The following is a 25,307-nucleotide window of genomic DNA, read 5'->3' as shown; positions in this document are numbered from 1 at the left end:
GGCGGCTACATCAACCACTACCTGGACGGCACGATCTGGCCGGAGGGCGCGACCCAGCCCCGCCCAGGTCGAGCGCACGATCGGCCGGATCATGGCCCAGGGTTTCCAGGACACGCCTCCGGTCGGTTACTCGAACGGCGAGGAGGACTACCTCAACCTGGTCAAGCGCGACGACATCGACCTGATCTACATCGCGACCCCGTGGGAGTGGCACTACCCGCAGGCCAAGGCCGCGATGGAGCACGGCAAGCACGTCGCCATCGAGCTGCCGATCTCGCCGCACCTGCACGAGATCTGGGACCTGGTGCGGACGTCGGAACGCACCCGGAAGCACTGCATGCTGCTGGAGAACGTGAACTACTTCCGGCCCGAGCTGCAGCTGTTCAACATGGTCAAGGCCGGGCTGTTCGGCGACGTGCAGCACGGTTCCGGCGGCTACATCCACGACCTGCGCTGGCCGTACCTGTTCGGTGGCGCGTACCACCCGGAGTACTGGCGCCGCCGCTGGCAGACCCGGATGAACGCGCTGCACTACCCGATGCACGGCCTCGGACCGGTCTCGGCCGCGATGGGGATCAACCGGGGCGACCGCTTCGACGAGCTGGTCGCGGTGGCGACGCCGCCGAAGGCGCTGGCGCTGTTCCGGTCCGAGGACTCCCGGGTCGGGCCGGACCACTCGTCCTGGGACGATGCGCCGTACATCTCCGGGGACCGGCACACCGCGTTCGTGACCACCACGTCCGGCCGGTTCATCCGGGTCGAGCACGACGTCAACTCACCGCATCCGTACACGCGGGAGACGACGCTCACCGGGACCCGTGGGTCCATCGAGCTCGACAACGCCCGGGTGTACCTGGAGTCGCTCGGGCACAACAACCACAGCTGGCGGACCGGGAGCGCCTACAACAGCATCCTGACCCAGCACGACCACTGGCTGTGGCCCGCGCTGGAACGCCTGGCCGAGCAGTACGGCGGCCACGGCGGCGGCGACTTCGTGTCGATCTTCCGCCTGGTCCAGCTGATGCGGCTGGGGATGACGCCGGACATCGACGTCTACGACTCGGCGGCGTGGTGCTCGGTGATCCCGCTCAGCCACGAGTCGATGAAGACGAAGCAGCTGCGACCGGTCAAGGTCCCGGACTTCACCCGCGGCTACTGGAAGAACGCCCGTCCCACCTTCGACCGGCCCCGGCCGGACGACCCCTGGCTCGAGCAGCGCTGACCTGAACGATCAGTGAGTACGGCGCTACGCCGTGCTGGCCGGCCGTCGGGGAATGTGAGTTGTTTCCTGACGGCCGGTAACATTGCCTGCTTCCGAGACGGGGACAGGTTGGTGTGCGGTTGCGGTGGGTACGGGTGTCTGAATGCTGGTAGCGAAGCGGTACCGACTAGGCCCATCCATCGGCCGGGGCGGGATGGGCGAGGTGTTCCGCGCCACCGACGAACAGCTCGGACGTCCGGTCGCGGTGAAGTTGCTGCTGCCCACCGACCGTGACCCGCGATCGGCGGAGCGGTTCCATCGCGAGGCGCGCGCCGCAGCCCGGCTGAACGACCCGCACGTGGTGTCCGTGTACGACTTCGGCAACCATGACGACGGGTTCTTCCTGGTGATGGAGCTGGTCGAAGGCGGCACCGTCGCCGACGAGCTCGACGAGCACGGGCCGTTGCCGAAGGACCGCGCGATCGACCTGATCGAGCAGGCCGCCGCCGGGTTGGCCGCGGCGCATCGTGAAGAGGTCGTCCACCGGGACGTGAAGCCGGGCAACCTGCTGCTCACGGCCGACGGGACCGTCAAGGTCGCGGACTTCGGGATCGCGCACCTGCCGGGGGAGGGGACCACCACCCTGACCGAGGTCGGGGCGATCATCGGCAGCACGCTCTACCTCGCGCCCGAGCGGGCGATGGGCCGTCAGGCCGGGATGGCGTCGGACGTCTACTCGCTGGGGTGCGTGCTCTACCAGCTGGTCACCGGGCAGCCGCCGTTCACCGCCGAACACCCGACCGCGATCCTCTATCAGCACGTCGACGCCACCCCGGTGCCGCCGAGCCGGACCCGCCCCGAGCTCGCCGGGCCGTTCGAGGCCCTGCTCCTCCGGATGCTCGCCAAGGATCCCGCCGAGCGCCCGACCGCGGCCGAGATCGCGGCCGGGGCTCTGCGTGCCGCGCCGATCGCCATCACGCAACCCCTGAAGCCGCTGTCCCAGCGGAAGACGCTGCTGGCCGGCGCCATCGCCGTACTCGCGACGGCTGCAGCAGTCATGGCCGCTGCGCTCATGAACAGCGATGAGCCGCGGACCCCTCCCACCACCGACGTCGGTCCCCAACCCAGCGTCACGTCCAACACGCCGGCCACAGCGCCTACGGGGACCGGCTCCGAGACCACCACCGACCGCACCGAGCCCGGCACCACCACCCGGACCACTCCGACGACCTCGGTCTCGCCGTCCGAGACCCCGTCGCAGCAGCCGAGCCCGACCCCGACACCCACCCCCACCGCGTCGGCCTCGCCCACCCCCACCCGAACCACCACGTCGGCAACCCCGACCGAGGAGCCGTCCTCGACCGCTCCCTCGAGCACCCCACCCTCCAACACCCCAACGGGCACCCCGGCGACCGGCACCCCGTCCCCGGCCGCCGCCCAAGGCAACGGATCCCCGGGCTCGGACTAGTCGAGCAGTCGGAGGGCTTCCTGAATCGTGTTGGTCACGGGGGCTCCGGTGGATTCGAGGGCGGGGCGGGTCATCGCGCCGGTGGTGACGAGGATGCACTGGGTGCCGGCAGTCTGGGCGGCGGTGGCGTCGTCGACGACGTCGCCGATCAGTACGACGTTCGCCGGGTCGAGCGACTGTGCTTCGAGGTGCAGGCGCAGGCTGTCGGCCTTGGAGCCACCGCCGACGTCGCCGGGCAGTCCGTCGACGCGGGTGAAGAACTCGGTGAGTCCGTACTGCTCGATGGTCGGCACGAGCCGGGCGTGGAACCACATCGACAGCAGGGACTGGGTCCGTCCGGTCTCGGCCAAGCGGCGGAGCTCGGCCGGCACTCCGGTCGCGAGCGCGCAGGTGTGCAGCAGAGCGTCGTACCGGTCGTGGTAGAGCTTGTCGACGCGGGCCCACTCCTCCTCGTCGAGCAGCCGCTGCAGGACCTGCTCGTAGGACACCCGCATCGGCCGCGCGTACACCGCCTGCCAGTCCGGCCAGGTCAGGCCGGCGTGCCCGAAGTCGGCGCACACCGCGTTCACCGAGGCCAGGACGGCGTCGTTGTCGTTCAGCAGCGTCCCGTTCCAGTCCCACACCACATGCGAAATCACCCGGCAAGCCTAAACGCGTCGAGATGCCGGGTGCGCCGGGCGTGGTTAGGACTCGTCCGTGCGGCAGCTTGCACCGCCATTGCCACGATGGCCGTCGCCTCCCTCGAAGACCAGATGGCGGCCTTGGCGGCCGGCACGCCGTACCAGTTCTCCGAACAACAAGCCGCCTATCAGCTGATCGTCCGCGAGAGCACCGCCGGTCTCAGTCGAGGAGGTCCTTGAAGGTGAGGCGGCGGCTGACGACTTGGGCGGCCACCTCGGCCAGGGGCTGGTCGGTGGCGTAGGCGCGGGCGCGGAGGATGGCCAGGGCGTCGGCGTGGGGGAGGTCGGCTTGGACGATGACCATGCCGGTGGCCTGGTTCACGGTGGTGCGGTCGTCGCTCAGGTCGCCGCCGGCAACTACTGCGTCGGCCGGTGCGCGGAGTAGCACGGCGCCGATGGTGTCGACGACGACCTGTGCGGTGCCGGGGGACTCGGCCGGCTCGCGGTCCGCTGCGACGTACATGCTGATCGCCCCCCAGGGCTGCCCTTCGGGGCGCATCGGGAGCGAGAGCGTGGTGAGCCGGCCGACCGCTTCGAACGCAGCAGCGCTGAAGACGGGCCAGCGGCGATCGTCCGCGAGGGTGAGCGTGATCGGCTCGTTCAGCCGGTAGGCGTCGCGGCTGGGGCCCTCGCCGGTGACTTCCTGAAGGTCCTCGAGCCGTGCGGCCACCGCGTCGGTCGCGCAGAGCGTGGTCCGGCGTGGGGACGTGTTCTCGATGGTGATCGCGACACCGTCGACGCCGAGGAACTCCTGACAGGCCTGCGCCATCCGCAACGCGAGACCTTCCGGCTTCGAGTTGGCCGCCGCCAGCGCTCTCAACCGCGCCACGAGCACGACATCCTCCGTCACACCCGACCCGGTGCCCCGCGGCAAACCGTGCGCTCACGGCAAGAGGGTTTGGCCGGGGCACCGGTGTCGGAGGGTCCTCTGTCGCGCGCGAGACCGAGGTCCCAGGTCCCGGTCGTTCAGAACAGCAGCGACCGGGACCGTCAACGATCAGCCGACGGCGTGGAAGTCCGTGGCGGACGGCTGGGACTTGGTGAAGCGGCGGCCGGCGACGACCTGTTCGGCGACCTGCTGGAGCTTGAGGTCGTTCTGCTCGGCGTAGCGGCGCAGGACGGCGAAGGCGCGGTCGGTGTCGAGGTCGTGGCGCTCCATCAGGATGCCCATCGCCTGGCCGACCAGCTTGCGAGCGTCGACCTTGGAGGTCATCACCTCGCGCCGCTGGGCGGTCGCCACGGCGATCGCGGCGTGCCGGGCGAGCACGTGGGCGATGGCCAGGTCGTCCTCGTCGAAGCCGTCGCACGCCTGCTTGAACAGGCTGAGCGCGCCGAGCGTCGTGTTCCCGGTGGCCAGGGGCAGGTGTACGACGCTTCCCACCCCCGCAGCGACGGCGGATCTGCTCCAGGCCGGCCAGCGGGTCTCCGCCGCGGAGTTGGGGATGTGCAGCACGACGCCGTGCTGGATCGCCGCGATCATCGGGCCGTCGCCGTGCCCGATCTGCAGGGCGTAGAGCTCGTGGGGTACGTCGCTACTCACCGTGCCGATCGTGATCACGCCGTCGGCGTCCTGGAGCGCGATACCGGCGTGGTCGCAGTCGACCGCGGGAATCGCGTAGCGGACCACCGCGTCAGCGGTCTCCGTCATGGTTGGTGAGTCGTGCAGCTGCAGCGCGAGGTCAGCGAAGGCGTGAGCCTGTCGGTGAGCGCGCCCAGTGCCGATGGACTGGGTCATCGGGGCCTCGGTTCAGATCGCGTGTACCGGCCAGCCGATGCCCGCGTCGAGCTACCCCGCCACGTCTTGACAGGATGCACCCACCTTACCCCGGCCGGGCCAGAGGTGGTACGGGTCAGCTCTCGAGGTCGGTGATCACGCCGAAGTGGCCGGAGGCGAAGGAGCCGTCCTCGGGGTCGACTCGTCGGTGACGACGGTCTCCTGGAGGGCGATCAGGTCCGGTTGCACACTCTCGAAGCCCTCGCGCTGCACCGCCCGCGGTACCCGGGAGGTCAGCGCGGCAAGCGGCGGTTGTCGATGAGTTGCTGGGCGACGTCGCGGAGCTTGGTGTTGGTGTCCTGGGAGTAGCGCTTCAGGATCGCGAACGCGCGGTCACCGTCGACGCCGTACCGCTCCATCAGGATGCCCATCGCCTGGCCGACCAGCTTGCGGGCGTCGACCGCCTTGGCGAGCGTCGCCTCGCTGCGGGCGGTGGCGATGGCGACCGAGGCGTGCCGGGCCAGGATGTGGGCGATCGCCTCGTCGTCGGGGGTGAACGCGGCGGGCTCGGTGCTGTAGAGTCCCAGGACGCCGACGACGCCGGAGCCCGTGGTCAGCGGTACGTCGAGGACGCTCCGGACGCCGAGTGAGAGCACCTTGGCGGCCCAGTCCGGCCACCGCTCGTCGGTGGCGACGTCCTGGATGAGCAGCGTGCTGTGCTCGCGCATCGACTCCACCAACGGACCGTAGCCGCCGGCCATCTGCCACTCGTAGATCTGCGCGACCATCGGGTCGGTGGCCGCCGGAACCTCCGGTTTGCCGTGCACTGCGAGGGCGACGCCGGCGTAGGAGCAGTTCAGCGCCTGCAACGCGAACGTGACCACCGCGTCGACAGTCTCTTGGACGCCTTCGGAGTCGTGCAGCTCCACCGCCAGCCGCGCGAAGACGTCCGCCACGCCGCCTCCGGACGCTCCGTTGCCGACAGGATCCAGTGCACGCACGACAGGCTCCTCGGCGGCTTCCGCTCCGTTCACCGGCGTCGGCTCGCTAGCAGGTTCCATGCCAACAATGATGCACCAGCGCCGGTGATCCTCCAGAGCACGACGGACAGTGTTCCCTCAGCTACTGGTCTCCCCGCGCGCTGCTTGGCGGCACGACGGTCGGACCGGCGGTCCGTCTGCCTGCTTCCTGACAGCGAACGCGGCGGCCGGGAGCCGGCCGCCGCGTTGTGGGGTTGTTGCTGGGTCAGTCGCCGATCAAGGTGTCGTACTTGGGGGCCCAGCGGAAGTAGTGCGGGTCGGAGAAGGTCATGGGGACCTTGCCGAGGCCCTTGATGACGGTGTTGCGGCCGTTGGCGTGGCCGACGGCGTACAGGTAGCCGGACTGGGTGTCGCGGTCGATGGCGAGGAGCAGCGTGCCGTTGACGCCGCACTTGGTGGCGATCAGCTGCTCGAAGCCCTGCCAGGTGGTGTCGCGGACGGCGGTGCCCTTCGTGACGCTCAGGTAGCTGGTGGGCCACCGGACCGTCAGCAGTCCGCCAGAGCGGGTGTTGGCGAGGAAGGTCTCGTAGGTGTCGGTGCGGCTGATCAGCGTCATGGACTTCACCGTGCTGAGGCCACCGACACCGCCGGTGCTGCGCCAGCTGGTGCCGTCGGCGATCCACCGCTGCATGACGCCGTTCGTCTGCTGGCCGTAGAGCGTCGTACGGCTCGGTGAGCCGGCGTCGGCCGGACGGTGGATGGACTGCTCGACCCAACGGTAGCTGGACCAGCCGCCCCCGATCCGGAGGTTGTTCTTCGGGTAGCGGGGGTCGATCTGGACCTGGCTGTCGACGACGTACGAGCTGGAGTGCAGGGCGCCGCCGAGCACGGTCAGCCCGGACCGCGACTCGCCACCGGCCAGCGGCGTGCCGACGAACGTGGTGGTGTGCTGGACCTGTCCGGGCGTGAACACGCTGGCGGTGCCCCGCACCCCGCCGATGGTGATCGGCGCCGTCGCGTTGATCATCCGGCTGGTGTGCGCCCCGTTCGCGGTCACCGAGCCGAGCCGCAGCGCGCAGGCCGCGGTGGTTGCCGACGTGTCCGCCGGCTTGGCCTGGGCCTGGGACCCGGCCGCGAGGCCCAGCCCGAGCGCGAGCACGCCTGCCGATGCCAGACCCACAGTCTTACGAAGCATCTGAGTGTTCCTCCCCTTGGTCGAAGACCCCCGGTCTCCGTCAACGGGATTGGATTACGGAACCGCCCGAAAAGTTCGGCGGCAGTTGTGCGGCGAGCTTCATCCGGAGGGGATGAGGCGGGTGCGGTGGCGCGGGCCTGACGATCTGGGGGCGGCGTGCGGTGGCCGGCGCCGTTCTGGATGGGGGGAGCGAGTCTTGCGTCGATCTGATCGGGGTCGGTTCCTCTGGTGGTGGTGTCTGTGCCTGGCCACCGTGACCGGACTGCTCTGCATGGTTGCCAAGTGGGGCCCGGCGGGAGCGTTCATCTGCGTGCTCCTGGCCGCGCTGGGGTCCGTTGTCGTCGCCTCGGCCCTGTGGTCGGGCAACGAGGGAAGGCAGGCGGTCCGCGGGCTCGGCCGAGCGGTGCTCGCCGCGGTGCTGCTCGTACCGGCCGCGATCGGTCTGATCGGCGCTCTCGGCTTCAGCGGCGTGCTGATCGTGCTGGTTCTCGCGGCGACGTCGCCCGTTGTCCTTGCGTTTGCGCGGGCCCGATGGTTCGTGCCGGAGGATCCCCCGCCGGCGGAACCCGAGGAGCCGGTCCCCGCGCCGTCGCACAGTCCTCGTGCGGACGCGGCCGAGATCGGGTTCCTCAGCGACGAGGAGCTGTGCCTCGCCTGGCGCCGGAGCTTCCTGCTGCTGGAGGCGGCGCGCTCGGCCCAGGCGCGCCTCACCGTCGTCGAGGAGCGGCAGCGGTACCTCGACGAGCTGTACCGGCGATCGCCGGCCGGAGTCGCGGCCTGGCTCGCTGCCGGTGCGCGCGCCTCCGGGAATCCACTGCCCTACGTCAGCGGCGACGACAACCGCCGGGTCGACGGCGAGGACAACCGCCGGGTCGACTGAGTTCGTCTCAGAGTTCGCCTCAGACCACCGGCGGCACCTGCCGCTCCTCGGCGGCCGTGAGCTGGGCCCCTTCCACGCCTTCCATGCCGCTCCACGGCGCCTCGCCGACACCACCGAGCCGGTCCCGTACGTCGGCCCAGCGCGCGGTCAGCGCGTACAGCACGATGACGTCGAGCGCGATCATCATCACGCCCCAGACGGGATAGGCGCCGATCCACGCGATCTGTACCACCGCGTGCAGGCAGACGAGCACGATCGCGGCGATCCTGCCCCACGTCGTCGCGGTCAGTACGCCGCCGCCGGCGGCCATCAGCAGGATGCCGAAGATGATCAGCGTCCATCCCCAGGCGGTGACGTCCAGGACGACGAGGTTGTTCGGGGTCAGGACCAGCTCCTCGTCGGCGACCAGGGCGACGAACCCCTGGAAGACATTGAGCAGACCGATCAGCATGAGCATTGCGCCGGCGAACGCGACGAAACCGGCGAGCACGATCCCACGTCTTTCAGCAGCCATCTCAGCCATCCCCTTTCCGGGCCGCGACAGAACCGCGGCGAGCCGCACCTGGATGCTCCGCTGGTCACCCACCCAGCGCCTCACCCCGCATGGATGAGCCGTGGGCCGGCCGTATGATCGCGCGCCGGTGGCGGGGCTGGGTGCCTACCGTGATCAGGTACGGTCGTGCCCGTGACTGGTGAGGTCAGGCTGATCGTGCAGGGTGACGACTTCGGGATGTGTCATGCCGTCAACGCGGGCACGATGCAGGCGTTCCGCGAGGGGATCTTGACGCAGGCGTCCACGATGGCTGCGTGCCCGTGGTTCACCGAGGCCGCGGCGCTGGCGCGGGAGTCCGGGATTCCGCTCGGCGTGCATCAGACCCTGACCTGTGAGTGGGACAACCTGCGCTGGCGGCCGCTGACCGGCGGGCCGTCGCTAGTGGGTGCGGACGGGACGTTCTTCCGGACGGTGGCCGAGGCTCGGACGTCGATCAGCCGCGGGGACGCCGTACGCGAGCTGTCCGCTCAGGTGGCGAAGTTCGCGGCCGAGGGGCTCGCGATCGACTACCTCGACGTCCACATGGGGGAGTCCGCGCCGGATGCGTACGACGAGATCGCAAGCGCAGCCGGGAAGCCGTACATCTACGGCCCGGCGGAGTCGCAGCGGTTCGCCTCGATCGAGATCCTCAGCGATCGCGACGCGGCCACCAAGAAGCCCTGGATGCTCGCCTACCTCGCCGGCCTGACGCCGGGCGTGCACCTGCTGGTCACGCACTGCGCCGTCGCGGAGCCGGAGCTCGCCGCGCTGCACGCGCCCGGCAGCGAGACCTACCGCTGGGCCGAGGAGTACCGCCTCTCGGACCAGGCCATCGTCACCGACCCGGAGATCCGCAAGGCGGTCGACGAGCTCGGCATCGAGCTGGTGTCGATGCGCAACGCCTTCCGCAACTGATAGTGGTCATGACCGGTTGCTGAGTGTGAGCCTTCCGATACGCAGGTGAACCCCTGAGTCGATAACATCCTGGTCAAAGACGCGTCGATGCCTGGAGTGGTCGGGGGAGTCGGGGGGAGAACCTGTGCGGTTCTTTGTGCTGGGGCCGATTCACGTGCGAGTGGGCGGGGCTGTGCCGTCGTTGGCGGCTCCGACCTTGCGGGTACTGCTGGGCTGCCTGCTGGCCCGGCCGAACGCGCCGGTGTCGTTCGACGAGGTGATCGACGCCCTCTGGGGCGACAAGCCGGTGCCGAACGCCCGGCAGCGGCTGCACGTCCATGTCCATCGGCTGCGGAGACTGCTCGGCGACCCATCCAGGATCGCCTGCCAGAACGCGACGTACCGGCTCTGTCTGCAGCCCGGCGAGCTCGACGCGGAGACCTTCGAGTCGATGCTCGACCAGGCCGGCGCCCTGACGCGGGCTGGGCACCACGACCGCGCCGCCGCGACGATCCGGGAGGCGCTGGGGTTGTGGGAAGGACCGGCGTACGTCGGCCTCGACCACGTCCCGGCGTTGCGGGCCGAGGCGGAGCGGCTGACCGAGCGCCGGCTGGTCGCCTTCGAGGACCTGTGCGCGGCCGAAGTCGCGAACGACCGGGGCGGCGCGATGATCGCGGAGATGCGCGACCTCGCGGCGCAGTACCCGCTGCGGGAACGCCTGCAGGAGCAGCTGATGATCGCCCTCTACCGGGCCGGCCAGCAGGCATCGGCACTCGAGGTCTATCGCCGGACTCGCACCGCCTTGGTCGACGAGCTCGGCGTCGAACCGAGCCCCCGGCTCGCCGAGCTGCACGCCTCGGTCCTGGCCGCGGATCCCTCGCTCGGCGAAACTCCCGCCTCGACCGCGCAGCCAGGTCCGTTCACCATCGAGCCGACGATCCGTACGACGATCCCGGCCCAGCTCCCCGCCGCGATCGCGGACTTCACCGGTCGCGACAAACAACTCGCGCTGATCCAGGACCTGGCCGGCCAGGACGCCGGACCCGCGGACGCCGACGCGGGCGTCACGCCGGTGCTCGCGATCTCCGGCCCGGCCGGCATCGGCAAGACCGCCCTCGCGATCTGCGCCGCGCATCGCCTCCGCGCTGCCTATCCGGACGGTCAGTTGTACGTCGATCTGCGCGGCGCCGAAGCGGTCTCGCCCGACGCGGGCGACGTGCTCGCCAGGTTCGTGCGGGCGCTCGGGACTGCGGCCGAGGCGATCCCGGAGCGACCCGAGGAGCGGGCCACGCTGTTCCGCAGCCTGGTCGCGGACTCTCGCCTCCTGGTCCTCCTCGACAACGCGAGCAGCGAGGAGCAGGTCCGCCAGCTCATCCCGGCTGCTCGTGGCTGCCTGGTGCTGATCACCAGCCGGACTCCGCTCGGCGGCCTCGAAGGGTCCAGGCTGATCGACCTCGAGCGCTTCGACCGCGAACAGGCGCTCGAGCTGCTCGCGCGGGTCACCGGCCGGGAGCGGGTCGCGGCGGAGCCCGAGGCGGCGGCCCGGATCGTCGAGCTGTGTGGTCTGCTCCCGCTCGCGGTGCGGATCGCGGCGGCTCGACTCGCAATCCGGCCGGACTGGGCGTTCAGTCGGTTGGCCGCCCGGCTCGCGGATGAGCGGCGCCGGCTCGACGAGCTCCAGCTGGGCGATCTCGCCGTACGCGCGAGCCTGGCGTCGAGTGAGCAGGACCTGCAACCCGTTGCACAGAAGGCGTTTCGCCGGCTCGGGCTGCTCGATGCTCCACAGCTCCCCGCTTGGCTTGCATCATCGGTCCTCGGCGAGCCGGCGTGGGACAGTGAGCCCATCCTCGATCAGCTTGTCGACGCGCAGCTGCTCGAACTCGTCCAAGTCGAAGGGGCGCCTCGCTACCGACTCCATGATCTGGTCCGGTTGTACGCCAGAGAACGCGCCGAGGAAGCGGACGCCGCCGGCGTGATCGAACGCGCAGGGGACACGGCGTTGGCACTGACGACCGCAGCGCTGCATCGACTGCAGCTCGGCCCAAGCCGGCCCACTCAAACCCGCGAGCAACGGTACGACGTCCCGCCACCGGATCCCCTGGACTGGCTGGAGACCGAGCGGACCGTGCTGGTCTCGATCGTCGACCAGCTGGCGGCAGCCGGGCTCGCGGCCGAAGCCGGCGAGCTGGCCTTGGCGCTGACCCCGTACCTCGACTCGCGCGCGCACTACGACGACTGGCGCCGTACCCATGAAGCAGCGCTCGGCGCCGCCCGCCGGTTCGGGCACCACAGGTCGGTCGGCTGGATGTCGCTCCGGCTGGCCGAGCTCGCCCGGATCCACGACGACTTCGGCGGCTCGCTCGCCCTGCTCGACCAAGCGAGCAAGGCTTTCCTGTCCACTACGGATGAGTACGGCGACGTGGAAGTCCGCCTGCAGACCGGGATGACGTACCGGGCTCTCGGCCGGCCGTACTGCGCGCTGTCCAAGTTCGGCGAGGTCCGAAGACGGTTCGATCAACTGCATGACGATCATGGGGTCGCGTTGGCGGAGCTGAACATCGGTGCCGCCTACCTGGATCTGCAACGGCAAGGGGACGCGCGCGAACATCTCATGGAGGCGCTGACCGCATTCCGTGCGCACGGCGATCGGCGCAACCTCGCACTCGCCCTCCGGTGGCTCGGGGTCTGCGACCGGTACGACGGTCACTACCTGGACTCCGAGTCCCGGCTGACCGAGTCGAGGGCGACGTTCGAGGCGCTGGGCGACAGCCACAACGCGGCGTTCGTGCTCGGCGACCTCGGGCGACTCTGCCTTGCCCTCGGCCGGTGCGTGGACGCCCGGAAGCTGTTCGAGGAGAGCCTCGCCGGATTCCGGACCTACCGTGACCGCCATGGTGAGGCAAGAGCGCTGCACGACATCGGAATCGTGCAGCAACGGCGCGCCAGGCACCATCTGGCCGCGCGCTACCTGCGGGACGCGGTCGGCATCTGGCGCGAGCTCGGCGTACGGCTGTGGCACGAGCGCAGCCTGCGCTCGTTGCGGGTGAGTCTGCTGGCCACCGGCGACATGTCCGGAGCGCGGTCCGCGGCCGAGCGAGCCGACTCGCTGGCCGATGAAGTCGGCGCACAGCGGCCTTTAATCCGGTTGTAAGCGCGCTCCGCTGCACTGGTACCAGCCCGGCCGGAGGCGCCGGGCCCGGGCCGAGGCCCGGACTACGTGGGGAGATCAGTATGCGTATGACGACCAGGCTCGCCGGGGTGCTGGGTGCGACCGCCGTGGTGAGCGTCGGTTTCGTGGGTGTGGCCAACGCCGACCGCGGAGACGGCCAGCTGGCCTGCAACTCCGGGGAGATCTGCTTCGCCGAGCACGCCAACGGGGTCGGCGGCCAGCGTCACTTCTTCTACAACGCCGAGCACAGCTCGGCGGGCAACTTCCACAACGGCGTGCGGTTCTACCACAACGCCAGCTCGCTCAACAACCGCGACACCGAGTGCGGCGTCTGGGTCCAGGAGTCGGGTGACGTCGTCAACGACTCCTGGCTGTTCCTCCGCAACAGCGGCTGGGTGAACTTCGCCTACGACCTGAACGACGAGAACGCGCGGCACTGGCGCTGCTGACGATCCGGCTCCAAGGCGGGACGGCCACCCCGTGCGGCTGTCCCGCCCCGCCCGAAGGGGGAACACCATGATCAGCAGGATTCTTGCCGCCGGCGCTGTCGTCGCCGCGGTGTTGGGGGCCGCCGCCTGCACGGTGCAGGCCGACGCCAGGCAGCAGCCGCAGGGCGGGTTCGAGCTGTTCCTGCGCGAGGACCTGACCCGCGTCGAGCAGGCCGGCATGACGCTGTTCCGGCGCTGCCTCGGGAGCGCGGGATACCCGCAGAAGGCGGTGCCGGCGCCGCGCGACCTGTTCGGCCGGCTCGCCGAGAAGCCCGTGAAGCCGCGGACGGTCGCCGACGCGCGCAAGAACGGCTTCGGTACGGCGATCCCCGCCCAACCGGAGCAGATCCTGCGCACCGACCAGGCGTACTACGCCGCCGTCGATCGCTGCGAGACGGCCGCACGCGAGAAGCTCGGTGACCCGGCCGAGATCGGCCGCGTCCGGGACCGCTACATGGAGCTGGGCAACCGCCTCGGTCACGAGTACGGCGTCCGAGTGAAGGCCGTCCTGCAAGAGGAAAGCGACGGTCTGGTCGCCTGTCTCAGCACCAAAGGCCACCCGCTCCCGAAGGGCGTCCGGTACGACGCCACCAAGAACGTCACCCAGTTCGGCATCCGCCTCGGCGCCAACACCGAACCCGTCGCCAAGCCCCTTCGCACCCTCCCCGGCGGCGCCAAACTCCGCCCGGCGATCCCCGCCCGCCCATACCGTCCAACCGCCCAAGAGTCCGCCTTCGCAGTCGCCTTCGCCGAATGCGGCACGACCACAGGCCTCTTCGACCGCCTCGACGCCCGGCTTCCGGCCCTGCAACGCGAGACCATCGCCGGCCACACCACCGAACTGGCCGACCTGAACCCGAAACTCACCGCGATGGCCGACCGCGCCGACGCCGTACTCGCCGAAGGCAGCACTCCGCGCTGAACGACCCTCGGCACCGTATCCAGGATGGAGGTGCCTATGTTGGAACCGGTGGTTGGCTCGCTGCCTTCCATCCGCAGCCGCAGCCGGTCTACAACTCCGGCGGCCACGACCTGTCCGCTCCCTTCGCCAATGCCCAGCGCAGTAAATTCCCCCGAATTTTCCAGCTCACCCCGAAGTCGCCGGAGCTCACCGAATCCCCACCCGATGACCACTCCGGCGCCGGGCCTTCATCCACCCGGTAACGCAAGCTGAGACGCCCCGGAGCCCCGAGCCGGTTCGCGTCGCAACGGAACCTACACAATTCCGTCAGGTCGCGCGGGGCTCCCAGCGGAACGTCGTGGTGGCGGCGATAGTTGCCGCGACACCCCAAACCGCGACGACGGCGAGGTCGGCCGGCTCGAACCCGGCGCCTGTCGTCGACGGGTCGAAGACGGTGAGGAACGCGTCGTACAGCCGCTGCACCGGGAAGACCTCCGCGACGTCGCGGACGCCCTCGGGGATGAGCTCCTGGGGGATGAAGATCCCGGAGATGAAGTACAGCGGGAGCGTGACCGCGTTCGTGATCGGCACCGCCGCGTCCTGCGACGGGATGGCGGTGGAGACCGCGAAGGCCAGCGCGGAGAAGGTGAAGGTGCCGACGAGGAGCGCGACCAGGCCGGCCGCGATGGTGGTCGTCGGTACGGCGACGCCGTACACGAACCGTCCGATCGACACGAGGACGACGACGAGCAGGGTCGCGGCGGCCGCGGACGTGATGATGCGGCCGGCCATGAACATCCAGGTCGGCAGGGGAGTGGTGCGCAGGCGCTTGAGCAGGCCGCGTTCCCGGGACGCGGTGAGCGAGACGGCCAGGTTGGTGAAGGTCGCCTGGATCAGGCCCAGCGTCACGATCCCCGGCAGGTAGTAGGTGGAGCCGCGGACGAGCTGTCCGTCGGCGAGCTCCATCCGCTGGTTGCCGAACACGCTGACGAAGATGATCAGGAACATGATCGGCAGCACGAAGGCGAAGAAGATGGTGGTCGGGCTGCGCCAGAACGCCTTCCAGTCGTAGCGGAACTGGTGCGTCACACTCATGATTCGGCCGTCAGCTCGAGGTAGACGTCTTCGAGGCTGGGGCGCCGGACCTGCAGGTCGGCAAGATCCACACTGCTCTCGATCGCCCAGTCGGTCAGCGCGTGAACGAGGCGCAGCGGTTCGTGCGAGTGGATCTCGAGACGACCATCCGCCACCTCGACCGGTGCGAACCTTGCCGGCAGCGCGATGCTGTCGGCGAGCCGGAAGGTGATCCGGGTCGCCTGCCCGGCCACGAGCTCCTCGGGCGAGCCTTCGGCCTTGATCCGGCCGTCGACGAGGATCGCGACCCGGTCCGCGAGCGCCTGCGCCTCGTCGAGGTAGTGCGTGGTGAGCAGCACCGTCTTGCCGGCGTCCCGCAGGGCGGCGACGATCTGCCACGCGGACCGCCGAGCGGCCGGATCGAACCCGGTCGTGGGCTCGTCGAGGAACAGCAGCTCGGGATCGCCGACCAGCGCGATTCCCAGGTCGAGCCGCCGCTGCTGGCCACCGGACAACCGCCCGGCCCGCGTGCCGCCCTGCGCCTCCAGACCGACGAGTCGTACGACGTCCTCGACCGGAAGCGACCGCGGGTAGTAGCCCGCGAACTGCCGGAGCGACTCGCGGACGGTCAACGCAGGCTCGACCTGCCAGGTCTGCAGCATCACCCCGATCCGCGAACGCCACTCGCGGTCCGCGCGCGCCGGATCCGCCCCGAGCACCTCGACCCGGCCCGCGGTCGGATCCCGATATCCCTCGAGGATCTCGACCGTCGTCGTCTTGCCCGCGCCGTTCGGACCGAGGAACGCGAAGATCTCCCCGGCCCGAACCTCCAGGTCGACACCCCGCACCGCCTCGTGGCGCCCGTAGGTCTTCCGAAGCCCCTCGACGGTGATCACGGCCGCGGGGCGGTTACTCGCGCCAGCCGCTGAGCTCGACCGACTTGCCGGTCTCGACCCGGAAGCCGAGCTTGACCTTGATCTCGGCGCCGACGGCCAGTTCGAGCTTCCAGGTGACGACGCCGAGGTCGGTGGTCTCGGCCGGCTCGGGTTCCGCGACGACCGGCTTGACGGTGATCTCGTGGTCGCGCGCCACCGGCAGTTGGTCGAGGACCGTGACCCGGGCCGCGCGCGGGGTGTGGTTCTCGATCTTGGTCTCGTACTCGACCTCGCGGCGGCGCGTCGACCCCAGGGTTGCCTTGGTCGCGGTCCGCCGTACCAGCTTCCGCTCGACGCGGATCCGGTCGTCCAGGCCGAGCGCGAGCTTGACGTCCTCGCCGGGCGCCCACAGTGGCAGCGCGGCCGAGCCGACGAAGTCCGCGTCGTGGAAGACGGCGGCCTTGCCTGCAGGCAGTGTGTGCGTGGACGAGTTCACGACCGTGGCCCGCAGGTGGACGTCGGTCGACTGGACCGGCGCGGTGACGTAGTCCAGCTCGGCGTCGAGATCGATCGCGGCGATCGTCGCGCGGTGCGAGGCGCCGTCAGCGGGTACGGCGACCGGCCGGGGCGGAGTGTAGGTCGCTGCCGTGACGCCCTGCTCGACGGCCGCGGCGAGGTCGGCGAAGGCAGGCGCCGCGGCCAACTGCTGCTGCTCGATGAATTCGGCGGCGCCGCTGCGCGCGGCCGGCACGGCCTTGTGACTCAGCGGGACTCCGGCCGGCGCGGCCGGCATCGGCGGGTGGAAGCGGTCGAGGTACCAAGGGTCGAGCTCCGGCACCTTCGCGGTCACCGTGGGCCGGGCGGTCGACAGCCTGAGGTCGCACTCGGGCCAGTCCTCACCGGTCTGCTGGGTGATCAGGCCGTACCAGTTCAGCGTGAGCTGGTCGGCGTTGAGACGGACGTCGTACGAGCTGGTCCAGCCGGCGCCGCGCACGACGTACGAGAGCTCGATCTCCACCTCGGCCTCGGACTCCAGCGCCAACGTGACGGCAGCGGACCGGCGGTCGGGCGCGCGTTGGGTCGAGATCTTGGCGAGCCGGCGGTCCGCGGCGGCGAGGCGTTCCTCGGCCTCCCGCCGCTGCGCGGCCAGCTCGCGCCGCTTCGACCGTACGGCGTCCAGCCGGGAGGCGAGCGAATCAGTGAACCCGCCGAGGTCCGCGCCGTCGTCGCCGGAGGCCAGCGTCCGGGCGAAGGTGCCACCCGCACGCCGGGCCAGCTGGGCCAGGAAGGTGTCGAGCTGGGCCTGGACGTCGTCGGCGTCTGTGAGTTCGGCAACCTCGGCCACGGCCTCGCGGCGCTGCCGCTCCAGCTCGGCGACGGTCTCGTCCGGCGCCTGCGGATGGTGCCGCATCGCCAGGTCCACGCCGAGCACGGTGGCCGGTCCGTGGCCGGAGACCCGGACCGAGTCCTCCTGCAGCTGGAGTGGCAGCGGCTCGACGTACACCGTCTGGTCGCCGGCCGGCACGGTGAGCTTGCCGCGCCGGGTGACCCGCGCGCGGTCCCGGTAGACGGTGACGGCGGCGATCGGAGCGTCCACCACGAGTAGGGTCATGTCCCGACAGTAGCTGTATCAACGGCCATCCTTCCCGGTTCTTTTGGGGCAAGCTGGCCGGTACAGGGAGAGGTCGATGGGATCTGCGGTTGTGGTGGGCGGCGGCATCGTGGGTCTGGCCGTGGCGCGGAGTCTGCAGCGGCTCGATCCGGCGACGCCTGTCGTCGTACTGGACAAGGAACAGTCGGTCGCGGCGCACCAGACCGGACACAACTCCGGGGTGATCCACTCCGGGCTGTACTACAAGCCCGGCTCGCTGAAAGCCCGGCTGGCCGTGGCCGGGGGAGCGGCGCTGAAGGAGTACTGCGAGGACAAGGGCATCCCGGTCGACGTGCCCGGGAAGCTCGTCGTCGCGACGACCGAAGCCGAGTTCCCACAGCTCGACCGCCTGTTCGGCATCGGCCGTGAGAACGGCGTCCCGGTCCGTCGACTCACCCTCGACGAGGTCGCGGAGCGCGAACCCCACTTGCGCGTGAAAGGTGCCCTGGCGGTCGACTCCACCGGTCGCGTGGACTTCAAGCTGGTCGCTCGCGCGCTGGCCGACGACGTTCGCGCGGCCGGTGGAGAGATCCGCACCGGCGTCACGGTGACCTCGATCCAGAACGCGGGCTCCGTCGTTCGGGTGCACACCACGGACGAGGTGATCGAGGCGGACCGCGTTGCCGCGTGCGCCGGGCTGCACAGCGACCGGCTGGCGCGGGCGTCCGGTCTCGAGCCCGGTGTCCGCATCCTCCCGTTCCGCGGCGAGTTCAGCGAGATCGTGCCCGAGCGGGACTTCCTGGTGAAGGGTCTGGTCTATCCGGTGCCCGACCCGGATCTGCCGTTCCTCGGCGTTCACCTGACCCGCGGCATCGACGGCACCGTGCACATCGGGCCGAACGCCGTACCGGCCCTGGCCCGCGAGGGGTACTCCTGGCGCAAGATCGTCGCCCGGGACCTGTGGGAGTCGATCGCCTACCGCGGCTCGTGGCGCCTCGCCCGCCGCTACGCCAGGACCGGCGCCAAGGAGATCGCCCGCTCCCTCACCGGCCGGGCTCTGGTCCGCGAGGCTCAGCACATGCTTCCCGAGCTGCAGGTCTCCGACGTACGGCGCTCTGGCGCCGGCGTCCGCGCCCAGGCCGTGACTCGGGACGGCAAGCTCGTCGACGACTTCTTCTTCCTGCGCGACGGCCGCACCCTCCACGTGCTCAACGCCCCCTCGCCGGCAGCCACCGCCTGCCTGCTGATCGGCGACCACATCGCGCAGGAGCTTTCCGCCGAGCGCGCCTGATTTGTGCCCTAACGATTAGGGTACTATGGAAGGCGTGACTGACCTCGACGAGATCGCCGACCCGCTCGACCTGGAGAACCAGGTCTGCTTCGCGCTCGCGGTCGCCTCGCGCAGTGTCATCGCGCTGTACCGGCCGCTGCTCGAGCCGATGGGGCTGACTCACCCGCAGTACCTGGTGATGCTGGCGCTGTGGCAGCACGCACCGCTGTCCGTGAAGGAGCTGAGCGGGATGCTCCAGTTGGAGCCGGCCACGCTGTCGCCTTTGCTCAAACGCCTCGAGGCGAGCGGCTACGTGGAACGTCCGCGGGCGCGTGGGGACGAGCGTGCGCTCGCGGTCACTCTCACGCCGACCGGCTGGCGGTTGCGCAACGAGGCGTTGAAGATCCCGCCGGCGATCGTGAGCCGGCTCGGGATGGAGGTCTCGGAGCTCCAGCATCTCCATCAGGTGCTGACCCAGGTGATCGGCGCCGCCACCGCCCGCTGACGGGTGTCCGGGATCACCTCTGCGCATTAGTTAGTGCACGAATCATTCGCGTACGATGGAAGGTGTCGGAAGGAAACCCCATGAGCCGTCGTCGTCGCCGAACCCCGATGAGTATCGAAACCGTCCAGCGGTGGGTCGTGTCCGCCGTCCTCGTCCACGTGGGCAGCGTCCCGGCCGTCACCCTGGCCGTCTACAGCATCGGCGTCGCCGCCGACGACTACGGCAAGGGCGTCGGCCTGTGGATCATGTCCGGTGTCATCGGCCTGCTCACGGTCTGCGGCGTGCTCGCCATCTTCCAGCGCTCGCTGCTGTCCTACTGGCTCATCCCCGGCATCCTCCCCACGGCGATCACCGGCTTCTACGTCCTCTGACGCCGCCGGCGGGGACAATGGTGCGATGACTGTCCTGGACAAGTTTTCGCTGGCTGGACGCACGGCTCTGGTGACCGGTGGCTATCGAGGCCTCGGCCTCGCGTTCGCTACTGGGTTGGCGGAGGCGGGCGCTGATGTAGTGATCGGTGCGCGCGACGCCGAGTCGTCCGAGCGGTTGGCGGACTCGACTGGCCGGACCGTCGTCGGGGTCGGTCTGGACGTCAACGACCGGGAGTCCGGGCAGGCTGCCGTGGCCGCAGCTCTGGAGGCAACGGGTCGGTTCGACATCTTGGTCAACAACGCCGGAGCTTGTTTCCACCGGCCGGCGCTCGAGGTGCCGGACGAGGAGTGGGACGAGGTCTTCGCGACCAACGTCTCCGGTTTGTGGAAGCTCAGCCAGTCGGCGGCTCGGCATTTCCGGACGGTCGGTGGTGGCGTGATCGTGAACGTCGGGTCGATCTCGGCGCGGATCGTGAACCGGCCGCAGTGGCAGCCGGCGTACAACGCGTCGAAGGCAGCCGTTCATCAGTTGACGAAGTCGTTGGCCGCGGAGTGGGCGCCGTTGAACATCCGGGTGAACGCGGTGGCGCCGGGCTACGTGAAGACGGAGATGGCGCCGGTCGACGAGCCGCGGTTCAAGGCACGCTGGATCGACGACGCTCCGATGCAGCGGTACGCCGTACCGGAGGAGATCGCGCCCACCGTCGTCTTCCTCGCCTCGGACGCGTCCAGTTTCATGACCGGCTCGATCATCACCATCGACGGCGGCTACACCCTGCACTGATGGACCTCCATCCGCAACTGGGCGAGGGTACGCCGCTTCCGTCGTCGCGCGAACTCGCCGCGCGGCTATCGGTGTCGAGGGCAAACCTGCTGTGGCACCCTGCCCTGCTTCTGGCCGTTCTTGCTCGTGGCAACGAGTCCGTCCAGGAGGCAGGCCTGGACCTTCGCGGTCGCCGGCTTCGTCTTCAGGTCGACCGACACGACGCGGCCGCGGAGAAGCGCAGGCTCCCGCTTCAGTGAGTTGGTTGGGCGAAGTCTGCGAGGGCGAAGGGTGGGATGAGGTCGACGACGCGGCTCAGCGCGGGAAGGGTTGCGAGGGTTTGGGGCACGGTCCAGGGGGTGGGGGAGTAGGCGACCACCAGGCTGCCGACGATGCGGAAGCTCAGGTCCGGGTGGGCGAGGAGGAGCTCCATCATCCGGGGATGCAGCATGGCCGAGGAGTACCGCGGGTCCGGGCTGGCGACGGAGTACTGCCGGTTGAAGGCTTCGCTCTCGCCGTCGAAGCTCAGCATCCCCGGCTCGGCCAGCCACTGCCGGGTGACCACGAGGTCCGGCAAACGAACCGGCAACTCGACCGCGACGAGATTGTTGACGGAGTCGGTCGGGAGATACCTGGACTTGGTGCGATACATGAACTCGCACATCCGGATGCGCCGGCCGTCGTACTCGCCGATCAGTACCCGCCGGACCTGGCCGTCCTGACCGAAGCACCGGCCACCAGCGGACGCAAGCAACCCGTCGGTGTCGGCGCCCGGCCGCCAGCCGTACCGTTCCGCACCGGCCTGCTCCTGCGCCAGCCGGGCCTTGGCCCGGTCGACCCACGGACCACCCACGCGAGCGATCGCCCACCCGACGACCACGACAAACCCGGCAAACAGCGAGAACCCGACCTGAAGCTCGACAAACGCTTCGAACCACCAAGGCGCCGCAAGACCGACCACCCCCGCAACCTAGCCGACCGAACGGTCAATTCGCGGCCATGCGAAAACAAACCCGCCTGCCGGTGGGCAGGCGGGTTTGCTGATCAAGCAGTTGATCAGTGGGCGGCGGTGGTTGCGAGTTCTGGGGTACGGCGGAGCATCTGGAGGGCTCGCATCCGCATGGGGCCGATGCTGCCGATCGGGAGGTTCAGTTTTTCGGCGATCTCCGTGTAGGAGGGACAGCTGTCGGACATCAGCAGGCGGATCAGCTTCTGGTAGCGGCTGGGCAGGCGGGACAGCGCCCGCTCCGTGGAGGGCTCGTACTCGCCGTCGGCCGGGTAGACGTCGACGATTGCCGTGCTGTGGCCGTCGCTGTGCTCGGCTGTCGGGTCGGCGTACAGGAGGTAGCGCTTCCGGCTGATCGCCACCCGCAGACCCTCCCGCCGGGCCGTCGCGGCCAGCCAGGCCGGGAGGCACTCCGGGTCGCGGACCTGGCGACCGTGTTGCCACAACCGCAGCCAGGTCAGCTGGGCGACGTCAGCGGCGTCGCTGTGGCTCAGACCGACGCCACGGGCGGTGTGCAGGAGCAGGGGGCCGAAGCGGCGTTCCAGCTCCTTCCAGGCCGACCAGTCAGAGGTGAGGGCGCGGCCGAGCAGGACCTCGAGCGAGAGTCCTGATTCGGTGTGATGGCGATGTGCCCCGGCCGGCCGTGCGGTTGTGCGTAGCGAGATCGTCGACACGCTCCACGTCCTTTCGCTGTTCCCCGCAGGTGGCGACGATGCGCGAGCAAGGCACAGGAAGGTCCAGCCGGTGGCGGCGGACCACCGGCTGAAGCCATAGCGTCAGCGGGCTCTGTAGAGCCCTACTCCGGCAAAACCCTGGACGGCCTGTGCCTCACCACGTCCCCCGTGGTCGTCGTCAGTGCTGCCTTCGCCGCCTATTCGATCACCGCCGCCGTCACGCAGGCGTAGCCGATCCGTCACGAAATCACACGTGTGGCGTCACCGCTCGCATACGCACCCGTCGGTAACCGGTCGGTCGCACCCTGATCCCGCAGGGACGGCCCGAGCAGGCGCAGCAACGGCGCGGCCATCATGGTGGTGACCAGCGCCATCATCACCATCACCGTGAAGGCGCTGTGGTTGATGATGCCGACACTGAGGCCGGCCGACAGCACGACGATCTCGGTGATGCCACGGGCGTTCATCAGTACGCCGAGGCCGGCCGCGGACCGGGCCGGCAGGCCGCCGGCCTTGGCCACCGGGACGGCGCCACCGAACTTGCCGATGATCGCGACGGCCAGCAGCAGGCCGCCGGCGGCGAGCACCGCCGGTTGGGACACCGCCGCGATTACGTCGGTCTGCAGGCCGATCGAGGCGAAGAAGACCGGGACCAGCAACGCGCGGTTCAGCCCGCCGATCTGCTCGGCCACCTGCGCAACCGGCACGCTGGCCTTCGGCAGCACCAGGCCCGCGAGGAAGCCGCCGAAGATCGCGTGCACCCCGATCAGGTCGGTCGCCGCGGCGAGGCCGAGGATCAGGCCGAGCACCAGCAGCACCAGGATCGGTGTAGGTAGGGCGGCGGCGTACCGGTCGGCGAGCCATCGAAGCAATGGTTTGAGTATGAGTAGGCAGCTGCCGCCGACCAGGATGGTCAGGGCCAGCGACAGCAGGGCGTCGCCGGGCCCGGCCGACCGGATCATCGCCAGCACGATCGCGAGCGCGCACCACGCGAGTACGTCGGCCGCGGCGGCGCACAGCATGGCCAGCGATCCGAGCCGGGTGCCCTGCAGGCCACAGTCCTGCACGATCCGGGCCAGCACCGGGAAGGCTGTGATGCTGAGCGCCGTACCGATGAAGATGACGAACGGCAGCCGGTCCACCGACGGGCCGGCCAGCGCAGAGTAGAGGGGGAGTGCCGCGATCACGCCGAGCGCGAACGGGACGGCCATGATCGCAAGACTGGCCGCGGCGATCGCGCCGCGATCGCGTCCGATCCGGTCATGGCCGAAGTCGGCGCCGACGGTGAACATGAAGACCGCCAGCCCGGCTTGCGCGAGCAGTCCGAGATTGGGCAGTACTTCCTTCGGCAGGATGGCGTCGAACAGCCAGGGCGCCAGCGATCCGATCACCGATGGGCCAAGCACCAAGCCGGCAATGATCTCGCCGACTACAGGGGGCTGACCGATCAGTCGCGCGAGCCGCCCGCACAGAGTCGCCAGTGCACAGACCACCGCGATCGCCAGCAGCAGCCGCCACATCAGTTGCGCCGCCGATGGCCCGGCCTCCGGTGGTGCGGCCCCGGCCGCCTGGCCGGCCTCCGGCGTCAGCCAGCCGGCGGCATAGGCGAGGCCGAGCAGTGCGACGGCGCCGGCGACAAGGCCGGCAGCGACCATCACACTTCGACCGGGCGTGGGCAGCAGAGACTTCTCCGTCGTCCCAGGCATGGTCGGCGCTCCCTCAGGTGTGCAGTGCGCCGTCAGCCGACAGCGGGACAGCGGTCAGCTGCTCCGCCGGCGCCCGATGCACTCCGTTGACTCGTTTTCCGGAACGGCGGGCGAGGATGTCCTGCGTGACTTCGGCGGCCCGGTTGCCGAGCACGCTGAGCAGCGAGTCGGCGATGCCGTGCGTCGCCTCGTTCACGCCTTGCAGATAGCAGGCGGCGTCCGATGGTTCACCGAGTTTCAGCCGGTACTGCCGGCTGACCTCGATCCGATCAAGTCCGATCGCGGCGCTGAGGTCGCGGACCAGCCACGGCATCTCCCGGACGAATCCGGTGCCGAGGAAGACCAGGTCGCGGCGCAGCTCGTTCACGCTGCCAGTCTTGCGGTCGGTGAGTTCCAGGACGATCTCGTCCCCGTCGGTGCGGGCGCCGGTGATGTCGGTCATCGGCACCAGGCGCCGCTGCTCGACACCAGCGAGCTTCTCGAGGTACATGCCGGTGTAGAGCTCCTGCAGCAGGTCGCTCTCGACGCCGGAGTAGTTCGTCAGGTGCATCTCCCGCAGGATCTGCGCCTTGCCCTCCGGCCTGGCCTCGAAGAACTTGTCGATGAACGACGGGTAGTAGAGCTCGTTGGTGAACTTGTTCGTGTCGTACGCGCGCAACCCGATCGAGCGCATCACCCAGCTCACGTCGCTGTTCGGCAGGTCGATCTGCACCGCGCGGAACATCTCGGCCGCGCTCTGCGCCGCGCCGACCACCGCGACCCGGTACGGCCGGTCCTTGTCCAGCTCCGTCACCTGGCTGCGGTACCGGGTGCTGTGGATCAACCGGTCGGCGGGCAGGCCGGCCAGCTCCGGTGGCACGTACACGTCGCGCCCGGCGCCGATCACCAGGTACCGGCTGGAGATCGTGCTGCCGTCGCCGAGCCGGGTCAGCCACCCGGTCAGGGTGCCGGCCGCGTTCCGGACCGGCTCGATCGACGTGCAGTCACAGCCGAGCTGGAGCTGGACCTTGCGCAGCGACTCCGACACCCAGCGCAGGTAGCCGGAGACCTCGACGCGGTACGGCGTGAAGCTGCCCATGTTGATGAAGTCGTCGAGGCGGCCGACACTGCGCAGGTAGTTCAGGAAGGTGAACTCGCTGCGGGGGTTCCGCAACGTCACCAGATCCTTGGCGAACGCCACCTGGCTCTTGGTCCACGGCAGCAGCAGGCCGCGTTGCCACTCGACAGTGTCACCGCGTTCGATCACCAGCGAGTTCTCGGCGAGGCCGTCGACGCCGAGCTCTTCGAGCGCGACCGCGAGGGCCAGGTTCGCCGGACCGGCGCCGACAGCGAGCAGTTCGACCTCACGGTTGGTCATGTGCGGGCTCCAA

Annotated in this window: 25 protein-coding genes; 12 read left to right on the top strand and 13 right to left on the bottom strand. The window is 69.8% G+C overall.

Annotation, left to right across the window (positions count from 1 at the left end; genetic code table 11):
* Both ACWCOV_RS20770 and ACWCOV_RS20765 read left to right on the top strand, forming a co-directional pair.
* A partial coding sequence (locus ACWCOV_RS20770; protein WP_449830920.1) for a Gfo/Idh/MocA family protein occupies window positions 1-1,222 on the top strand: 1,222 nt, incomplete at its 5' end.
* Window positions 1,223-1,364: 142 nt separating this feature from the next.
* Window positions 1,365-2,669 carry a serine/threonine-protein kinase gene (locus tag ACWCOV_RS20765; RefSeq protein WP_449830919.1) on the top strand — a complete coding sequence of 435 codons (1,305 nt, stop codon included), beginning with the start codon at window positions 1,365-1,367 and terminating at the stop codon, window positions 2,667-2,669.
* Here ACWCOV_RS20765 and ACWCOV_RS20760 read toward each other — a convergent pair.
* Window positions 2,666-3,307, bottom strand: coding sequence for an HAD family hydrolase (locus tag ACWCOV_RS20760; RefSeq protein WP_449830918.1), 642 nt, complete (start codon window positions 3,305-3,307; stop codon window positions 2,666-2,668). The genes ACWCOV_RS20765 and ACWCOV_RS20760 overlap by 4 nt on opposite strands.
* 87 nt (window positions 3,308-3,394) lie before the next feature.
* Here ACWCOV_RS20760 and ACWCOV_RS20755 point away from each other — a divergent pair, with 87 nt between their 5' ends.
* Window positions 3,395-3,529: a hypothetical protein gene (locus tag ACWCOV_RS20755; protein ID WP_449830917.1), complete on the top strand. Its 135-nt coding sequence runs from the start codon at window positions 3,395-3,397 to the stop codon at window positions 3,527-3,529.
* On the opposite strand, the gene ACWCOV_RS20750 is transcribed toward ACWCOV_RS20755, so the two are convergent.
* From ACWCOV_RS20750 to ACWCOV_RS20735, 4 genes are all read right to left on the bottom strand, one after another.
* Window positions 3,510-4,178 (bottom strand): ANTAR domain-containing protein, encoded by a 669-nt coding sequence (locus ACWCOV_RS20750; RefSeq protein ID WP_449830916.1) that lies wholly within the window; start codon window positions 4,176-4,178, stop codon window positions 3,510-3,512. The genes ACWCOV_RS20755 and ACWCOV_RS20750 overlap by 20 nt on opposite strands.
* Before the next feature lie 168 nt (window positions 4,179-4,346).
* The gene (locus ACWCOV_RS20745; protein ID WP_449830915.1) at window positions 4,347-4,997 is read right to left on the bottom strand and encodes a GAF and ANTAR domain-containing protein; all 651 of its coding nucleotides are present in this window, start codon (window positions 4,995-4,997) and stop codon (window positions 4,347-4,349) included.
* A gap of 359 nt (window positions 4,998-5,356) precedes the next feature.
* Entirely contained in the window at window positions 5,357-6,124 is a 768-nt protein-coding gene (locus ACWCOV_RS20740; RefSeq protein WP_449830914.1) for a GAF and ANTAR domain-containing protein, read from the bottom strand.
* Between the two features lie 184 nt (window positions 6,125-6,308).
* On the bottom strand, window positions 6,309-7,238 hold the full coding sequence (locus ACWCOV_RS20735) for a hypothetical protein (protein WP_449830913.1): 930 nt from the start codon (window positions 7,236-7,238) through the stop codon (window positions 6,309-6,311).
* A gap of 253 nt (window positions 7,239-7,491) precedes the next feature.
* Here ACWCOV_RS20735 and ACWCOV_RS20730 point away from each other — a divergent pair, with 253 nt between their 5' ends.
* Window positions 7,492-8,118, top strand: a complete 627-nt coding sequence (locus ACWCOV_RS20730) for a hypothetical protein (protein ID WP_449830912.1) — start codon at window positions 7,492-7,494, stop codon at window positions 8,116-8,118.
* Between the two features lie 19 nt (window positions 8,119-8,137).
* Here the strand turns inward: ACWCOV_RS20730 and ACWCOV_RS20725 are convergent, their stop codons facing one another.
* The gene (locus ACWCOV_RS20725; RefSeq protein ID WP_449830911.1) at window positions 8,138-8,632 is read right to left on the bottom strand and encodes a DUF7144 family membrane protein; all 495 of its coding nucleotides are present in this window, start codon (window positions 8,630-8,632) and stop codon (window positions 8,138-8,140) included.
* 171 nt (window positions 8,633-8,803) lie between these two features.
* Between ACWCOV_RS20725 and ACWCOV_RS20720 the strand changes: the two genes are divergently transcribed.
* The 4 genes from ACWCOV_RS20720 (at window position 8,804) to ACWCOV_RS20705 (ending at window position 14,123) form a co-directional block, all read left to right on the top strand.
* The gene (locus tag ACWCOV_RS20720) at window positions 8,804-9,565 is read left to right on the top strand and encodes a carbohydrate deacetylase (RefSeq protein ID WP_449830910.1); all 762 of its coding nucleotides are present in this window, start codon (window positions 8,804-8,806) and stop codon (window positions 9,563-9,565) included.
* Window positions 9,566-9,689: 124 nt separating this feature from the next.
* Window positions 9,690-12,695 (top strand): BTAD domain-containing putative transcriptional regulator, encoded by a 3,006-nt coding sequence (locus ACWCOV_RS20715; RefSeq protein WP_449830909.1) that lies wholly within the window; start codon window positions 9,690-9,692, stop codon window positions 12,693-12,695.
* Window positions 12,696-12,775: 80 nt separating this feature from the next.
* On the top strand, window positions 12,776-13,162 hold the full coding sequence (locus ACWCOV_RS20710) for a hypothetical protein (RefSeq protein ID WP_449830908.1): 387 nt from the start codon (window positions 12,776-12,778) through the stop codon (window positions 13,160-13,162).
* Window positions 13,163-13,229: 67 nt separating this feature from the next.
* The gene (locus tag ACWCOV_RS20705) at window positions 13,230-14,123 is read left to right on the top strand and encodes a hypothetical protein (protein ID WP_449830907.1); all 894 of its coding nucleotides are present in this window, start codon (window positions 13,230-13,232) and stop codon (window positions 14,121-14,123) included.
* A 306-nt stretch (window positions 14,124-14,429) separates the two neighbouring features.
* Here ACWCOV_RS20705 and ACWCOV_RS20700 read toward each other — a convergent pair whose 3' ends face one another.
* Genes ACWCOV_RS20700 through ACWCOV_RS20690 form a run of 3 tightly spaced genes read right to left on the bottom strand, consistent with a single transcriptional unit; the run spans window position 14,430 to window position 17,663 of the window.
* Window positions 14,430-15,197 carry an ABC transporter permease gene (locus tag ACWCOV_RS20700; protein ID WP_449830906.1) on the bottom strand — a complete coding sequence of 256 codons (768 nt, stop codon included), beginning with the start codon at window positions 15,195-15,197 and terminating at the stop codon, window positions 14,430-14,432.
* Window positions 15,194-16,072 (bottom strand): ABC transporter ATP-binding protein, encoded by an 879-nt coding sequence (locus ACWCOV_RS20695; RefSeq protein ID WP_449830905.1) that lies wholly within the window; start codon window positions 16,070-16,072, stop codon window positions 15,194-15,196. Before ACWCOV_RS20695 ends, ACWCOV_RS20700 begins: the two co-directional genes overlap by 4 nt.
* Window positions 16,073-16,085: 13 nt before the next feature.
* Entirely contained in the window at window positions 16,086-17,663 is a 1,578-nt protein-coding gene (locus ACWCOV_RS20690) for a mucoidy inhibitor MuiA family protein (protein ID WP_449830904.1), read from the bottom strand.
* Window positions 17,664-17,739: 76 nt separating this feature from the next.
* On the opposite strand from ACWCOV_RS20690, the gene lhgO reads away from it, so the two are divergent.
* The 4 genes from lhgO to ACWCOV_RS20670 all read left to right on the top strand — a co-directional run bounded on the left by lhgO (window position 17,740) and on the right by ACWCOV_RS20670 (window position 20,572).
* On the top strand, window positions 17,740-18,933 hold the full coding sequence (gene lhgO, locus ACWCOV_RS20685; RefSeq protein WP_449830903.1) for an L-2-hydroxyglutarate oxidase: 1,194 nt from the start codon (window positions 17,740-17,742) through the stop codon (window positions 18,931-18,933).
* A 34-nt stretch (window positions 18,934-18,967) separates the two neighbouring features.
* Window positions 18,968-19,417, top strand: a complete 450-nt coding sequence (locus ACWCOV_RS20680; RefSeq protein ID WP_449830902.1) for a MarR family winged helix-turn-helix transcriptional regulator — start codon at window positions 18,968-18,970, stop codon at window positions 19,415-19,417.
* A gap of 80 nt (window positions 19,418-19,497) precedes the next feature.
* Entirely contained in the window at window positions 19,498-19,788 is a 291-nt protein-coding gene (locus tag ACWCOV_RS20675; protein ID WP_449830901.1) for a hypothetical protein, read from the top strand.
* Between the two features lie 25 nt (window positions 19,789-19,813).
* The gene (locus ACWCOV_RS20670; RefSeq protein ID WP_449830900.1) at window positions 19,814-20,572 is read left to right on the top strand and encodes a glucose 1-dehydrogenase; all 759 of its coding nucleotides are present in this window, start codon (window positions 19,814-19,816) and stop codon (window positions 20,570-20,572) included.
* Between the two features lie 232 nt (window positions 20,573-20,804).
* Here the strand turns inward: ACWCOV_RS20670 and ACWCOV_RS20665 are convergent, their stop codons facing one another.
* The 4 genes from ACWCOV_RS20665 to ACWCOV_RS20650 form a co-directional block, all read right to left on the bottom strand.
* Complete coding sequence (locus tag ACWCOV_RS20665; RefSeq protein ID WP_449830899.1) at window positions 20,805-21,512, bottom strand: hypothetical protein; 708 nt, start codon at window positions 21,510-21,512, stop codon at window positions 20,805-20,807.
* Between the two features lie 95 nt (window positions 21,513-21,607).
* Entirely contained in the window at window positions 21,608-22,231 is a 624-nt protein-coding gene (locus tag ACWCOV_RS20660; protein ID WP_449830898.1) for an RNA polymerase sigma factor, read from the bottom strand.
* 239 nt (window positions 22,232-22,470) lie between these two features.
* Window positions 22,471-23,937: a cation:proton antiporter gene (locus tag ACWCOV_RS20655; RefSeq protein ID WP_449830897.1), complete on the bottom strand. Its 1,467-nt coding sequence runs from the start codon at window positions 23,935-23,937 to the stop codon at window positions 22,471-22,473.
* 13 nt (window positions 23,938-23,950) lie between these two features.
* Window positions 23,951-25,294, bottom strand: coding sequence for a SidA/IucD/PvdA family monooxygenase (locus ACWCOV_RS20650; RefSeq protein WP_449830896.1), 1,344 nt, complete (start codon window positions 25,292-25,294; stop codon window positions 23,951-23,953).
* Window positions 25,295-25,307 lie beyond the last annotated feature (13 nt).

Source organism: Kribbella sp. NPDC002412, assembly GCF_053592935.1.
This window is presented reverse-complemented; position numbering and strand designations above follow the sequence as displayed.